Below are 14,171 nucleotides of genomic sequence, written 5' to 3' on the forward strand. Positions count from 1 at the left end.
CGTTATGCCAAACCCAGCTTCAATAGTCGTGCGACGCAGTCATCGAGGGTGAGCTGGCCGCTATCAAGCGTGATATGGGGAGCCAGCGGCGCCTCATAAGGACTGCCGATTCCTGACATGTTCGGCAGTTGGCCTGCGCGCGCTTTCTTGTACAGGCCCTTGGGATCGCGTCCTTCACACACCTCGAGAGGCGCGTTCATGTAGACTTCCACGAAGTTTGCTTCGCCGATCAGCGCGCGCGCCATTTCACGCTCTTGCCGGAATGGCGAGATGAAGGCCGTAATGACGACCAGCCCGGCATCGAGCATAAGCCTGGCTACTTCAGCGACACGACGGATATTCTCAACCCGGTCGGCATCGGTGAAGCCGAGGTCGCGGTTCAGGCCTTGCCGCACATTGTCGCCATCGAGCAGGTAGGTGCGCTTACCCTCCGCATGCAATGCCATCTCCAGCGCATTGGCAACAGTTGATTTGCCGGAACCGGACAGGCCGGTCAGCCAGATCACCTTCGCCGCGTGGCCATTCAGTTTTTCGCGGGCCGCCCGGTTGATCGACAATGCCTGTTTGTGCACGTTTTGGGCACGCCGCAAATTGTGCTGCACTATGCCGATTGCCACGGTGGCGTTGGTGTAGCGGTCGATCAGGATAAAGCTGCCAAGCGGTTTCGATTTCTCGTAATTGTCGAAGACCAGGGGTTTGCTCAGCGCGAGCGTACAGACCGTGATGCTATTGAGCGTCAAATGCTTGCTGGCATGATGCGCAAGCGTATTGACGTCGATCTCATGTTTGATCTTGGTGATGGATGCGGCGGCATCCTGGGTCGCAAGCTTGATCTGGTAGCTGCGGCCGACCAGGCCGGGTTCGGCATCGGTCCAGATCAGGGTCGCTTCCAGCTGGTCGGTCAACTCCAGCGGCATCTTGGCGAGCGACAGGATGTCGCCACGCGAAGCGTCGATCTCGGAGGCCAGCCGCAGGGTAACTGCATCGCCGTGCACGGCGCGCTGGAGCGAGCCATCCATGGTGACGATTTCGGCAATGCTGCTGGTCTGGCCCGATGCGCTGACGCGAATTTCATCGCCGACACTGAACGCGCCCTGCGCTACCGTCCCACTGAAGCCACGGAACGCAGAGTCCGGGCGGTTGACCCACTGCACCGGGAAAACCGGAGCGCTGCCGACCGGCTCAGCCTGCCTTACGGTTTCCAGGCAGCCCAACAGGGTTGGACCGAAATACCACGGCATGTTTAGCGAACGCTGACCCAGGTTATCGCCCTTGAGGGCGCTGAGCGGAATGGCGGTCACGGAGGAAAACTTGAAAGTGGCGGCGAACGCGGCGAATTCCTCGTGGATCTTGGTATAGGCTGCGGCGGAGTATGCCACCAGGTCCATCTTGTTGATGGCCAGCACGACGTGGCGCACTCCCATCAGCGAAGCAAGGAATGCGTGGCGCCGGGTCTGCGTCTGCATGCCGTTGCGGGCGTCCACCAGTAACACGGCAACGTCGGCTGTTGAGGCTGCAGTGACCATATTGCGCGTATATTGCTGATGGCCGGGCGTATCGGCAATGATGAAGCGGCGCAGGGTGGTGCCAAAGAAGCGGTACGCGATGTCGATCGTAATGCCTTGCTCGCGTTCTGCGGCCAGGCCATCGACCAGCAGCGCAAAGTCAATCTCGCCACCCTGCGTGCCATACTTCTTCGATTCTTTCTGCAACGCGTCCAGTTGGTCGTCGAATAGTTGCTGCGACTCCCACAGCAAGCGTCCGATCAGCGTGCTCTTGCCGTCGTCGACACTGCCGCAGGTGATCACGCGCAGCAAATCCTGGCTGTCCTGCTGCCGCTGCAGCGTCTCCAGCGAGGCTAGGGAGGCGGGCCCGCGCAGGGGCTGGCTCGGCGCCGGCGAGGTCTTTTTGGAGCGAGGCATTAAAAGTATCCTTCTTGTTTCTTTTTTTCCATGCTGGCGGCAGCATCGTTGTCGATCGCCCGGCCCTGTCGCTCAGAGTTGCGGGCCTGTGCCAGTTCCATGATTATTTCCGGCAAGGAATTGGCTGTCGATTCGATTGCGCCGGTGAGAGGGTAGCAACCGAGGGTGCGAAACCGGACTGTCTTCTTGAAGATCTGTTCCTCCGGACCGATCGGCATACGGGCGTCATCCACCATGAGCCACATGCCGTCGCGCCGGACCACCGGGCGCTCTTTGGCGAAGTACAAGGGAACCACGGCGATGCCCTCCTGGTGGATGTACTGCCAGATATCGAGTTCAGTCCAGTTTGACAAAGGGAAGACGCGCACGCTTTCGCCTTTGTTGCGACGGGTGTTGTACAGGTTCCAGGGTTCGGGGCGCTGGTTTTTCGGATCCCAGCGATGGCTGGCCGAGCGGAAGGAAAAGATACGTTCCTTGGCGCGCGACTTTTCTTCATCGCGGCGCGCGCCGCCAAACACCACGTCAAACTGGTGCTGGTCGAGTGCCTGCTTAAGGCCGATGGTCTTGGTGATGTCGGTATGCAGGCTAGAGCCATGGTCGAAAGGATTGATATTCTTTTCGATCGCCTCTGGATTAGTGTGGACCAGGATTTCCATGCCGCTCTCACGCACCATTGCATCACGGAAGTCATACATTTCCTGGAACTTCCAGCGCGTGTCGACATGCAGCAGCGGGAACGGCGGCTGGGAAGGATAGAATGCCTTGCGCGCGAGGTGCAGCATGACTGAACTGTCTTTGCCAAGGGAATAGAGCATGCAGGGATTGCCGCCGGCCGCGACTGCTTCCCGCAGGATTTCGATGCTCTCTGCTTCGAGCCGCTTCAGGTGCGGCGATATGCCTAGCACGGGACCGCGGCTGACATTTGGCGGCGCCGCCCTATAGCTGAGCAAGCTGAACTGGATCTCCTTACTGGAACATAAGTCCCGGCAGAAGCCGGCCAGACGGCCGTGTGGGAACAGGGCCAGCGGTTTGCCGATATGCGTTTGAAGCCTGGCCAAGCCACTTGCCACCAACGCCGCATCAACGTCCGCCGTCGCTAATGGCAACCAATAGCGGGCGCCGCGTGCATCGTTCAAGTGCAAGCAGGCCTGATTGCCAGGCAGCTTGCCTAACTGGGCGAAAACGATCAGAGTGCGCTTGCTGCGTGCCTGGCGGATGTCCCAGTCCAGCACGGATGGGGTGGGCTGCCGCCCATGCTCGTCCCGCAGCGCCGATGCCTCAAGCGCCTCAGGCAGCAGATCCAGTCTGTGCAGCAGCCGCTCTGCGGTGCGCTTGCTGTCGGCCATGCCTAGCTCCTGCAAGTGCAGGTAGGCGCTTTCAGTATCCCAAGGGCCAGCGCGATCCAGGTTGAACAAGGCGGAAGGGGGCAATGTCATGCATTCCTCGTTGTGTCGCAATTTGTATTTGACTTGGTTTTTATTTGTAATTCTTGTGATTGATGATAGCATGCTCAAAACAAAATCACGAATGATGCATAATGCGACAAGAGCTGGGCAAGGAACTGGTGGCGGCTGTGATCGCCCTGGCACAAGATGCGGGGGAGGCCATCATGGAGGTTTACCGGGCCGGCGAAGTGAGCTGGACCGTCAAGGGAGACGCCAGCCCGGTTTGCGCGGCCGACTTGCGAGCGCATGAGGTGCTTATCGCTGGGCTGACCGCACTGACGCCTGGCATGCCCATCGTGTCGGAAGAAGGGGGGCAAGCAGTCGCCGTGCGGCAGATCGGCGGTCAGTTCTGGCTGCTCGATCCGCTCGACGGGACTAAGGAATTCATTTCACGCAACGATGAATTCACCGTCAATGTCGCCTTGGTCGAGGATGGTTGCCCGGTGTTCGGCGTGGTTGTCGCACCGGCGCTGGGCCAGACTTTCTGGGGCGCGCGCGGCATGGGCGCCTGCCGCATTGACGCCGGCGGCGTCCGCTCGATCCGGACCGTGCCGCCGGGCGCGGGGCCACTGCGGGTGGTGGCCAGCAAGAGCCACATGAACGAAGCGACGCAGGCGTTCATTGCCCGCCTCGGCGCCTGCACGCTGGTACAGGCCGGCAGCTCGCTGAAAATTTGCCGGGTTGCCGAAGGTGCGGCTGATCTTTACCCGCGACTGGGGCCGACCTGTGAATGGGACACAGCGGCAGCCCATGCCGTACTAGAGGCGGCGGGCGGAGTGCTGTGCACCGAGTCGGGGCAGGCACTGCGTTATGGCAAGCCCGAGGTCTTGAATCCGTTCTTTATCGCATCGGCACCGAGCGGCTATCCACCAAAGGAGATTTGAACATGGAAAAGCAACAGATCCACATCCGTTTCAACAACCGCAACGATAACGATAACCCTTTGCCGTGGCGTGTCTTGACCAAGTGCGACGAAGTGGACGGCGTGCTCCAGTTCACGCAGCAATTTGCGGCGGAAGTCCGCTTCCATGCGCCGGTCGTCACCTCAGAAGACCAAGTGGAGGCTGGCGTTTTCAAATGGCACATCCGTTCCAGCGGCTACGTATCCTGGTGTGGGGATGTGTGCTATGTAAGCGAGCGGGAAGACTTCACACCTGGGTAAGCAGGATTCCCGAAACAATCAGAGAAGCTCCTATCCAAAAGCGCGGCTGCAGGTGCTCGCCGAACAGTTGGCGGCTGCCTAGGGGAACGAGTAGATAGGCTCCAGCCGCAAACGGAACCAATTGCGAGATGGGGAGGGTTTGGAGTGCCAAGACGACCAGACCTACCGACAACAATTGAAGGCCGCCCGCTACAACAAAGCAGGTCAGCCGCCTGATTGGTTTGCCTGGTATTGCTGCCCCCTTCATGCATAACTGCGAGATGCTGCTGCAGGTAAGCGAGGCTAGGCACAATCCGAGTTCCGCCGGGCTCATCGCTGCGCTACTCCGCGGCTGGTCAGTAACACCCCCAAGAGGATGAGTACGATCCCGACAGCATAGCTTGCGCTGAGCAATTCAGCGAAGCACCAGGCGCCTACCAGCGGCGTGATGACATAGATCAATGCTGTCCAGGGATAGGCCACTGCCAGCGGTAGCTGGCGCAGCGTCAGCAGCCAGCAGCAAATGCCGCCGGCAGAACAGGTCACGGCGGTCCATAGCCATGGATTGCGAATGAACCCCGGCAGCGCGCCGACATGGACTACTGAATGCAGGGCGGCGAACTTAAGGAAGACCTGAGACGCGGTCATGCATAGGATCATTCCTGCTAGGGAGGCGACCTTCTTCATCGCTTGGCGACGATAATGCTCTGGCCGCAAGCGATGTCTCTTAGCAGGGGAATGCGTTCGACCAACGGTTCGGCTGCCCGAAGGAACTTGGCAAAGGGATCTGGGCAGAAGAATGGCACCAGGTTCAGCAAGCGACAGCTACGCACGGTCAGGCCAGCTGCGCCCAACCAGGCACCGATCAAGCGGGGACGGAACGAGCGTTCTTCATGCTCGATGTGGTAGCGCGAGAAGCGCTCTAGCAGCTTGAGTACTGGATTATTGCCGTTGGGCTCTAGCACAACCACCGTGCCTTCGAATGTTGCCAGGCCGGCCAAGGCGCGCGCCGGATCGGGCAGGTGGTGCAACACCCCCCTGATCACGATGCAGTCGAATTGGCCAGGACTGAGGTATTGGTCCAGATCATAAATATTGCCAACTTCGAAGCTAACTGTGCCGGCCACGCCCAAGGCGTGAGCGCGGGTGCGGGCTGCCTCGATCGCGACAGCGGCCGGATCCAGTCCGATCACCTGGCGCACGCCAAGGCCAGCGAATTCGACTGTGTAGGCACCGTCTCCGCAACCGAGGTCGAGCACGGATGCATCCTGGAAGTCAAAGGATTCGGCAATGCTACGGCTAATCCGGCCATTGGCGAGCCGGGCAGACAGGCGCTCGCCAGTGTAGGCGTAGGAGCCTTGTTTGCGAACGTCTTCGTCAAAGCGGCGGACATTTTGCTTGAAATCAGACTGGGTCATTTCGAGGGTTCAGGTTTGTAGCCAACAGCGAGCATATTACCTACGTTCATGGCGATTTGGCGATCCGCCAGACCGCTGCGTTCGAGCAGGCGAAGGAGTAACCGCTTGGCGCTGGCAGGCAAAGGGGTGAGCCGCAGCCAATAGCGTAAGGGATAGGCGTTGCGGATGGGCTTGAGTGCGATGTGCTCGAAGCCTGTGCGCGCAAGGAGCTCATGCAGTGCTCGGGGACTGAAAAGCTGCAGGTGCTCGACGTCGATAATTGGCGAACGCGGGCCGAGCAGGCGATTCAGCGGGGCGCGCCAATTGTGCACCACGACCGCAATTGCTCCCCCGGGTTCCAGCAGGCCATGCGCGGTGGAGACGAATTCACCCGGGTCGCGAAGGTGTTCGAGAGTCATGAACGATGTGATCAGGGAGAGGGTCTCGCCTTCCAGCATTGCCGCCGAGAACATGCCTTCCCGCAGCAGTGGTCGTGCTGCTGGCGGAGCGGCCTCGATTGCCGCGCGCGATGGCTCGATCCCGATCACCGGAAAAAAACCTTGCTCCTGGAGGAAGGGGAGCAGTGGTCCGCTACCGGCGCCGACGTCGACTGCGGCATTGCGGCGTGCTAGTCCCGGCAGGTGGACCCGCAGGGCGTCGGCATAGGTTTGGGCTGCTGCCAACGCTTCGGGGCCGGAATCGAAATCCGCGTCGGAATAGGCTGCATGGAGGAAATCCTCGGCAGGGGGGGTCGGCGCATAGACCAGGTCGCAGTCTTTGCAGCGTACCAAGCGAAGGCACATGAATTCCGGTGGCTTGCGCGATGCGTAAGTCAACGCGCCGACGCGTGCCGGATCAATACGCTCATCGGTGAAATGCGCATAGCTGCGGCCGAGGCAGACGGGGCATGGGCGCTCGCTGCTCACACCTGTCCCCGTGGGTCGGCCGGACGAATTGCGCCGCGCACAATCAGGTTGCGGCGAATAAAGGCTGGTCGAGCCTTGGTTTCCTCGAAGATCTTGCCAATGTACTCCCCCAGCAAGCCGATGCCGAGCAGGGTGAAAGAACCAAAGAACATGACCAACAGCGACAGGAAAGTAACACCCCTCGGGACGGAATCGGCTTCGAATAGCCGCACAAAAATGGTAAAGATTGCCAGCAGAACCGTGCCAAAGCTTGCGATGCCGCCCACCGCGGTGAGCAGGTGAAGGGGCATGCGCGAGAAGGAGAATATGCCTTTCTTAGCCCAGCCGATATTCTTGATCCAGTTGTTAGTGCTGACGCCAAACATGCGTTCTGGCCGCACGTAGTCCACACCTTCCTGGCGGAAGCCTACATAAGCGCGCAGCCCACGCAAAAAGGAGTCGCGCTCCTGGCACTGCAGTAGCCAGTACACGACGCTGCGATCGATCAAGGAAAAGTCGCCCGCATCCTTGGGCACCGGCACTTCACTCATGATTGCAAAGACGCGGTAGAAGGCCCGGTAACATGCCTCGATCAGTACCGGCATCTCTCGCTTGATGCGCCGACCATAAATGACGTCTGCTCCAGCGCGCCAGCGTTCGACGAACGCTTCGATCAGCTCTGGCGGATCCTGAAGATCGCCGTCCATTAGCACTACGGCTTCCTTGCTCGCCAATTCCATGCCGCTGCGAAAGGCTGCTTGCGAGCCGAAATTGCGCGAGTGGGTAATGCCGATCACATGAGGATCCTGGGCACTGATTTCGCGTATCGTTTCGGCCGAGTTGTCCGGTGAATTATCGTTGACGAAGATGATCTCGTAATCGAGTCCGAGGCGTTGGAATACCGCTACCAGCCTCTCGTGCATGATAGGAATCGCTTGGCCGTCACGATAACAGGCGATCACGGCGGATATGGAGTTCTTTTCCTGGCGTGATTGAGTCCGCTTAGTCAGCCGTTCAAATTCCGCATGGACGAGATGGGCCTGCCACCAAGCGCGCGTTTGTTGCAGGCCAGCCGCGAGGCTGGTCTTGGGAGACCAGCCGAGCAGGTGTTTTGCCTTTCCAATATCGGCAAACCAGTTGTCGGTATCCCATGCGCGGCCCGCGGCGGGATTGAATCGCGGTTCAGCGGCGAGACCAAAAGACTGGATCGCAATGTCGGCCAATGCTGCAAGTGTAGTTGGCTGGCCACTGCCTATGTTGATGGATTCGCCAGCGATGTCGGGACTCATCATCTGGGCGGCATCGGCAAAGGCTTCGATCACGTCGTCAACGTGCACGAAGTCGCGGCTTACCTCGGCGCGGGCCAGCATCGGCAGTTCACCTTTCAAGCTGGCTTCGCACAAGGCAGGAATCAATCGCGAGCTATCCTCAAATGGGCCGTAAACAGCGTACAGGCGCAGGTTGGCAACCGGAATGCCGCGCACTTTGCCAAAGTAGGCAATGGCAGCGCTCGCCGCAACCTTGCTGACTGCATAATGGCTGTTTGGCAGTAAAGTAGCGTCTTCCACAGGGCCTGCTGAATTGAGGCCATATTCGGACGAACTGCCGGCATGGATAAATGCCGCCAGCTTCAAGTCGGCAACTTCTTCCATCAAGCGGATAAAACTGAGATAGTTCGTAGCATGGACGCGCTCAAAGTCCTGCTCGAAGGAATAGGCGCCAAAGGACGAGCAATCAAAAATGGTCTTGGGGGCGACGCGGTGCAGCACCGACCGGACGCTGACCGGATCCTGTAGATTCAGGAATGCGACATGGGTCGATGAAATGCCGTCGAGGCGCCAGGTATCGCCGGCGAAAACAGTGCCGATAACGTCACTGCGTACAGCCAGCAGGCGGCGCAGTAAGTTGGCCCCAATGAAACCGCTGGCGCCGAGTACCAACACTGGGCCGGCGAGGCTTTTAAGCTTGTCTTCTAAGTTCATTTTCCCTCAGTGACCATATTGCGGATGGAAACCGCATCGAGCCCGCACTGCTTGCGGTGAAAAGCCTGGGAGCCGAAGCGGCCGCCGGGGTAACCGAGTGCCGGTCGGTGAACGAAGCGCCCGGCCGTTAGGCCACGCTTTGCTAGTTCAAAGGCCAGGTGCATGCCAAGACCTCCGTGGGCAACGTGTTCTTCCAGGACGTACAGCGGACCGCGTCTTATTTGGTCCAGGAAACTGGCTGGTATGGCGGCGCCATTGAACTCGCACACCGCCCAAACCGATGGCCTGGCGTCGATGTCGAGACCTGCCAAGGCATGCCATGCAAGCCCAGCCATCGGTCCCAGCGCTGCCAACGCGCCGCTGTTGCCAGGTAGGACTTCGCGCCAAGGGGCATACCCGGGCACGCTCTCGCCGGCCGGCCTGACGTCATAACCAAGTCGAAGGTAGGTAGGCATTTCCAAATGGGCGAGAAGGACCGAAAGGTCGTCGTCGAAAGCCGGAGCCAGGACGCGCACACCTAGGGCGTTCATCGCGGCGCAGTCTTCCAAGGCGTGATGGGTAGGCCCCATATGGCCATATGCATATCCGCCGCCGTTGCCGACTAGACAAACGGGTAGCTTGCCCAGGCACAGGTCGTTGCGGATCTGCTCGAAAGGCCGCGCGTAGCAGAATGGCGCAATACTGTAAACGATAACGCGCAGCTCTTCTCGCGCGAGCCCCGCCGCCACGCCAACCATGTTTTGTTCCGCCACACCGGCATTGACAAAACGATTGCCAAACGCAGTCTGGACCTCTTCCAGAGCCATGAAGCCTAGATCGCCAGTCAGGAAGAACCAGTCCTCGCGATTGCACTGAGTTAAGACGGCTTCTGCAAACGCTTTCCTCATCGGCGACCCTCCTGTTCCACGGCGTTTCGCGCTACATAATAATTGGCATCTGACAGGGGCAGGTAGTGGGACTCAAGCTGATCCGCAAAATGCAGGCCGTGACCTTTGACTGTCTGGAGGGTTAGCACTCTCGGAGCACCAGCGACGGGTGAACTGAGTGCTTCGCAAATTGCATCCGGATCGTGGCCATTGACGTGCTGCACGCTGGCGCCGAACGCAGACAAACGCGGCGTCAGGTCCTCGCAGGAAATCACGTCGGCAGTACGGCCGAATCCTTGGAGCCCATTCTGGTCAATCAGTATGGTCAGGTTATCAAGGCGCTGATGGACGGCAAAATTGAGCGCCTCCCAGCAGCTTCCTTCCTGCCACTCGCCATCAGAACACAGGCAATAGATGTGGTGAGCAAGACCTCTATGGCGTGCCGCGAGCGCGAGACCGGCAGCGAGCGAGGGACCGTGACCGAGGGACCCGGTTGAAAACATCAGTCCTGGAATGCCGGCACCGCTGGGGTGACCCGGGAGTAAAGAATCATCGCGGGCGAAGCTTTCCAGTTCAGCATCCGAGAGTTGGCCCAGGCTCCACTGTGTGACGTAGAGGGCGCCCGCAGAGTGCCCTTTGGAGAGGATAAATCGGTCGCATGGTCTCATCACTTGATGGTGCAGGGTCATCAGCGCTTCGATACACGAGAAGTTGCCTCCGATATGCCCGCTGTTCGCATCTCGGTGAAGTTGGAGGAGCCGCAATTTGGTCTTGCGCAGGAGGTCGCGGAAGTGCGGATCAGGCTTGCCCATCATTCAGTATCTTTCGATTTGAAAATTCTATACGCCGCATTTCCAGCAAACGGCACTGGCAAATAATTCTGCGCTATATATTGTTGAATCAATGGATGTGTATTTTTAAAGCGCAGATCGTCGCGCCCATCGAGTGGCAGATCAATTACGAGGGCAAAGCCAGGCTCGGCCGCCTTGATGCGCTCGATCTCTTTTTCCTCAAAGGCGGCCGGGCGCGGAAGGATTGCATAAATTTCCCACATAGGCGACTTGCGCTCCAGTAAGGCATATGCACCAGGCCAGACCGGCGTTGCAATAAATGTTTTGCCACCTTGAGCGTATTGCCGGCTCAGCTCTCGCAACAGAGCCACATCGTGGGCGGTACTAGAATCCACTTCAAGGTCTTTCCCAGAAACCTCAATAGTGACGCACTGGGTACTCGCGTGGCATTGCCAACCGGGGTGGTATACGTGCATGACCCAAAAGCTGGCGCTAACCAGTGTTAGGGCAAGCGGCCATTTGACCTGGCTTCGCGCTGAGGAGAAGAGCAGCATGCATCCCACCAGCAGTGGGAAAATGCCCTGGGCCAAGTGGCCTATATCCGCACGTGAGAATGCAAAATGCGCGTACGGTAAAGCAAGAAACGCCGATGCCACGAATGCTGGCGCGACAGGTTTCGCCTTGACCTTGCAGTAGGTGACCCAAGCAATCGCTGCAATCGCATAGATCAGAACAGCCATGAAGAAAAGACCGACCAGGACGCTTCGAGCAGTTTCGCCGGCCGGGGCTCCAGTGAAGTCAACCAACCATGGCCAAGGAACAGGCAAGGGTAAATTGGTCGACTTTGTTTCCAGTAAAAAGCGAATACTTTCCCAAAATGCCTTGGAAAAACCCGGGACAACTAGAATCATCAATATGACAGGGAGAAAACCGACTACAACCCCGCCTGCCCAGAGCAGGCTAGCCTGGACGAGGCCTGAACCAGAGCGACTGTTGATTGAAAACCAGGCAAAGACTCCAAGGCAAGCAATAGCGCCATACATGCCGTGGTTGCGGCCAAATATCGCCGCTACGCCCACGCAAACGCCTGCGATAAAATAGCGACGAGCAGTAGGATTCTTGATGAGGTAAGTAAGTGCGCCAATCAAGAATAGCGAAATCGAGATATCGAAAAGCTTATGGCGCGGAAACATCCAAACCATGAAAGTGGCTGCTGCTATCAGCCAAAGTATGAATTCAGTCCGTGGCTTGTTATGCTCAGAGCTTGTAATTAACAGCATTCCCACGAATAACCCGTAGGCCTGGAAGACTGCTACTGCAGCGCGTAGACTCATGATGCCGGCGTCGCCGAAAATGCTCATAATCGTCGCGGACCAGTAATACCTTCCTGGGTCGTAGGCCAGGAAATCGCGAATCGGGATTTCGTTATTGAGTACACGCTGTGCGCCGTACCAGAGATATCCTTCATCCCACAGATTTAGTCCCTTATTGCCTTGCCACATGAAAGAAAGAAAGACAGCTAAACAGGAAATTGCCAGTGTCTTGAGGACGATATAGTCATTCTTTCTTATGACGTCGTGCATGCGGGCATCATTTTGTGAGAAAAATGACATTCTAAACTGTAGGGGGAGGGACGTCACCTTCTTTGCTGGAACCGCTTCCGAAGGGGCAATCTGGGCCGCGAAGTGGACGCGTCAAGCGGGCGCTGAAACAAAAACGCCGACCTGCAAGGGTCGGCGTTTTCATTTTTATTCTTGGTGGCCCGGGGCGGAATCGAACCACCGACACAAGGATTTTCAGTCCTCTGCTCTACCAACTGAGCTACCAGGCCAAGGCGCGCAATTATAGCAGACGGATTTTCCTTTTGCCAAGGCTTCAGCCCAGTACGATAGAATGTTGTCATGAGTGCAGCAAACCTCGATCCCGGACAGATTGCGTTCATGCGCGGAGGCGTGTCGATCAGCGTGGCCAGTTGCGACCGCAACGGCTTGCCCCAGCTTGTGCGCGCCATCGGCTGCCGCGTCAGCGACGACGGCCGCCGGGTCACGGTCTTCGTGCCGGAAGCGAAGTCGCAGGCGGTGCAGCGCGACATCTTTGCCAGCGGCGCCATTGCCGTCGCCTTCACCCAGCCTTCCACCCACCGTACCATGCAGCTGAAGAGCCGCGATGCGCGGGTGGCGGCGCTGCAGCCGGACGACGTGCAACTGGTCGAGGCTTACCGCGACGCCTTCGTGGCGGAGGTGGGCGCGATCGGCTTCCACGAAAAGATGGTGCGCACCCTGCTATCGTGCCCGCCCGAGGAACTGGTGGCGCTGAGCTTCTGTCCCAGCGAGGCCTACAGCCAGACGCCGGGGCCCAACGCCGGCAAGAAGCTGGAGGCAGGCGAATGAGCGCGATCATGCTCGACACCATCCGCGAGTGCTTAGAGGGCGTCATCCCGGCTGTGCTGGGCACGGCCGACCTGGCCGGCATGCCGAACGCCTCCTACCTGTCGCAAGTGCAGTACATGGACCGCGACCACGTGGCGCTGTCCTACCAGTTCTTCAACAAGACACGCGCCAATATCCTGGCCAATCCGCATGCCAGGCTGACGGTGGTCAATCCCTATACCGGAGCCCAGTATTCGCTGGCGCTGCAATACCTGCGCACCGAAACTTCCGGCCAACTGTTCGAAAGCATGAAGGCCAAGCTGGCCGGCCTGGCCTCGCATGTCGGCATGACGGGCGTATTCAGGTTGCTTGGCTCCGATGTGTTCCGTGTCACCGAGATCGTCTGCGTGGACCGCGATGTGGCGCCGCCGCCCCCGCCGCCGCGCAACACCCTGGCCGCACTGCGCCTGTGTTCCGAGCGCCTGCTGGCCTGCCGCGACCTGGCGCAACTGTTCGATGAAACCATGGCTTGCCTGAACGAGAAGATGGGCATCAGCCACGCCATGCTGCTGCTGCACGATCCGCAGGCGGCCTGCCTGTACACGGTGGCCAGCCAAGGTTACGAGCAATCGGGCGTGGGCTCCGAAATTCCGCTGGGGCAGGGCGTGATTGGTGTCGCGGCGCGCGAAGGCACGGCAATCCGCATCAGCCACATGACGGCCGAATACAGCTACAGCCGCGCGATCCGGCAGCAGGCGGAAGGTACAGGGCTGGGACATGCACTGCAGACCGAGATTCCCTTTCCAGGGCTGGCCGCATCGCGCAGCCAGCTCGCCGTGCCGATCCAGGGCTGCGAGCGCCTGATCGGCGTGCTGTACGTGGAAAGCCCGCAAGACCTGCGCTTTAGCTACGATGACGAAGATGCGCTGGTGACCTTGTGCGGCCAGCTGGCGATGGCCATGCACATCATGCAGAACGTGCCGGTTCCCGAGCCTGAGCCCGAAATGGAGGCGCTGCCCGATGTGCAGGGGATGCCATTGGCGGTGCGCCACTTCGGCGACAACGATTCTGTCTTCTTCGGCAACGACTACATGATCAAGGGCGTGGCGGGAGCCGTGCTGTGGGCCTTGCTGCAGGACTTTGTTGCGCATGGCAAGACCGCCTTCAGCAATCGCGAACTGCGGCTGGACCAGCGCGTGCGCCTGCCGGACATCAGCGACAACCTGGAAGCGCGCCTGGTCCTGCTGGCGCGGCGCCTGTGCGAACGCGAGGCGCCGGTGCGCATCGAGAAAACAGGACGCGGCCATTTCCGCTTGTGCGTCCAGCGCCCCTTGCGGTTGACGGAAGCCTGAG

General features: G+C 59.3%; 13 protein-coding genes and 1 tRNA gene. 4 read left to right on the plus strand and 10 right to left on the minus strand.

The genetic code is table 11. The annotated features are described in order from the left end of the window. Window positions 1–2: 2 nt before the first annotated feature. The gene (gene cysN / locus ACN9M3_RS05355; protein ID WP_426321012.1) at window positions 3–1,922 is read right to left on the minus strand and encodes a sulfate adenylyltransferase subunit CysN; all 1,920 of its coding nucleotides are present in this window, start codon (window positions 1,920–1,922) and stop codon (window positions 3–5) included. Beyond that, window positions 1,922–2,818, minus strand: coding sequence for a sulfate adenylyltransferase subunit CysD (gene cysD, locus ACN9M3_RS05360; RefSeq protein WP_426323688.1), 897 nt, complete (start codon window positions 2,816–2,818; stop codon window positions 1,922–1,924). The genes cysN and cysD overlap by 1 nt, the downstream gene beginning before the upstream one ends. A 641-nt stretch (window positions 2,819–3,459) precedes the next feature. Between cysD and cysQ the strand changes: the two genes are divergently transcribed. Both cysQ and ACN9M3_RS05370 read left to right on the plus strand, forming a co-directional pair. Beyond that, a complete protein-coding gene (gene cysQ, locus ACN9M3_RS05365; RefSeq protein ID WP_426321014.1) occupies window positions 3,460–4,251 on the plus strand; it encodes a 3'(2'),5'-bisphosphate nucleotidase CysQ in 792 nt (263 codons plus the stop codon). 2 nt (window positions 4,252–4,253) lie between these two features. Beyond that, window positions 4,254–4,529, plus strand: a complete 276-nt coding sequence (locus ACN9M3_RS05370; RefSeq protein WP_426321016.1) for a hypothetical protein — start codon at window positions 4,254–4,256, stop codon at window positions 4,527–4,529. A gap of 309 nt (window positions 4,530–4,838) precedes the next feature. On the opposite strand, the gene ACN9M3_RS05375 is transcribed toward ACN9M3_RS05370, so the two are convergent. From ACN9M3_RS05375 to ACN9M3_RS05410, 8 genes are all read right to left on the minus strand, one after another. Further along, window positions 4,839–5,195, minus strand: a complete 357-nt coding sequence (locus ACN9M3_RS05375) for a hypothetical protein (protein WP_426321018.1) — start codon at window positions 5,193–5,195, stop codon at window positions 4,839–4,841. Then, a complete protein-coding gene (locus ACN9M3_RS05380) occupies window positions 5,192–5,926 on the minus strand; it encodes a class I SAM-dependent methyltransferase (RefSeq protein ID WP_426321020.1) in 735 nt (244 codons plus the stop codon). Before ACN9M3_RS05380 ends, ACN9M3_RS05375 begins: the two co-directional genes overlap by 4 nt. Then, the gene (locus ACN9M3_RS05385; RefSeq protein ID WP_426321022.1) at window positions 5,923–6,831 is read right to left on the minus strand and encodes a class I SAM-dependent methyltransferase; all 909 of its coding nucleotides are present in this window, start codon (window positions 6,829–6,831) and stop codon (window positions 5,923–5,925) included. Before ACN9M3_RS05385 ends, ACN9M3_RS05380 begins: the two co-directional genes overlap by 4 nt. Continuing rightward, the gene (locus ACN9M3_RS05390) at window positions 6,828–8,792 is read right to left on the minus strand and encodes an NAD-dependent epimerase/dehydratase family protein (protein WP_426321024.1); all 1,965 of its coding nucleotides are present in this window, start codon (window positions 8,790–8,792) and stop codon (window positions 6,828–6,830) included. The genes ACN9M3_RS05385 and ACN9M3_RS05390 overlap by 4 nt, the downstream gene beginning before the upstream one ends. Further along, entirely contained in the window at window positions 8,789–9,679 is an 891-nt protein-coding gene (locus tag ACN9M3_RS05395) for a transketolase family protein (RefSeq protein ID WP_426321026.1), read from the minus strand. Before ACN9M3_RS05395 ends, ACN9M3_RS05390 begins: the two co-directional genes overlap by 4 nt. Then, window positions 9,676–10,473, minus strand: a complete 798-nt coding sequence (locus tag ACN9M3_RS05400; protein ID WP_426321028.1) for a 1-deoxy-D-xylulose-5-phosphate synthase N-terminal domain-containing protein — start codon at window positions 10,471–10,473, stop codon at window positions 9,676–9,678. The genes ACN9M3_RS05395 and ACN9M3_RS05400 overlap by 4 nt, the downstream gene beginning before the upstream one ends. Beyond that, window positions 10,470–12,032, minus strand: a complete 1,563-nt coding sequence (locus ACN9M3_RS05405; protein ID WP_426321030.1) for a hypothetical protein — start codon at window positions 12,030–12,032, stop codon at window positions 10,470–10,472. The genes ACN9M3_RS05400 and ACN9M3_RS05405 overlap by 4 nt, the downstream gene beginning before the upstream one ends. A 172-nt stretch (window positions 12,033–12,204) precedes the next feature. After that, window positions 12,205–12,280: transfer RNA gene (locus tag ACN9M3_RS05410), tRNA-Phe, on the minus strand. Between the two features lie 70 nt (window positions 12,281–12,350). On the opposite strand from ACN9M3_RS05410, the gene ACN9M3_RS05415 reads away from it, so the two are divergent. Both ACN9M3_RS05415 and ACN9M3_RS05420 read left to right on the plus strand, forming a co-directional pair. Continuing rightward, complete coding sequence (locus ACN9M3_RS05415; protein WP_426168282.1) at window positions 12,351–12,839, plus strand: hypothetical protein; 489 nt, start codon at window positions 12,351–12,353, stop codon at window positions 12,837–12,839. After that, window positions 12,836–14,170 (plus strand): GAF domain-containing protein, encoded by a 1,335-nt coding sequence (locus ACN9M3_RS05420; protein WP_426321032.1) that lies wholly within the window; start codon window positions 12,836–12,838, stop codon window positions 14,168–14,170. Before ACN9M3_RS05415 ends, ACN9M3_RS05420 begins: the two co-directional genes overlap by 4 nt. Window position 14,171: the final 1 nt, after the last annotated feature.

Source organism: Pseudoduganella sp. R-43, from assembly GCF_049913255.1.
Taxonomy (GTDB): domain Bacteria; phylum Pseudomonadota; class Gammaproteobacteria; order Burkholderiales; family Burkholderiaceae_D; genus Rugamonas.

Coding starts and splice junctions, on each gene's coding strand:
- cysN (WP_426321012.1), bottom strand. CDS start 1,922: ATGCCTCGCTCCAAAAAGACCTCGCCGGCGCCGAGCCAGCCCCTGCGC.
- cysQ (WP_426321014.1), top strand. CDS start 3,460: ATGCGACAAGAGCTGGGCAAGGAACTGGTGGCGGCTGTGATCGCCCTG.
- ACN9M3_RS05370 (WP_426321016.1), top strand. CDS start 4,254: ATGGAAAAGCAACAGATCCACATCCGTTTCAACAACCGCAACGATAAC.
- ACN9M3_RS05375 (WP_426321018.1), bottom strand. CDS start 5,195: ATGAAGAAGGTCGCCTCCCTAGCAGGAATGATCCTATGCATGACCGCG.
- ACN9M3_RS05380 (WP_426321020.1), bottom strand. CDS start 5,926: ATGACCCAGTCTGATTTCAAGCAAAATGTCCGCCGCTTTGACGAAGAC.
- ACN9M3_RS05390 (WP_426321024.1), bottom strand. CDS start 8,792: ATGAACTTAGAAGACAAGCTTAAAAGCCTCGCCGGCCCAGTGTTGGTA.
- ACN9M3_RS05395 (WP_426321026.1), bottom strand. CDS start 9,679: ATGAGGAAAGCGTTTGCAGAAGCCGTCTTAACTCAGTGCAATCGCGAG.
- ACN9M3_RS05400 (WP_426321028.1), bottom strand. CDS start 10,473: ATGATGGGCAAGCCTGATCCGCACTTCCGCGACCTCCTGCGCAAGACC.
- ACN9M3_RS05405 (WP_426321030.1), bottom strand. CDS start 12,032: ATGCACGACGTCATAAGAAAGAATGACTATATCGTCCTCAAGACACTG.
- ACN9M3_RS05415 (WP_426168282.1), top strand. CDS start 12,351: ATGAGTGCAGCAAACCTCGATCCCGGACAGATTGCGTTCATGCGCGGA.
- ACN9M3_RS05420 (WP_426321032.1), top strand. CDS start 12,836: ATGAGCGCGATCATGCTCGACACCATCCGCGAGTGCTTAGAGGGCGTC.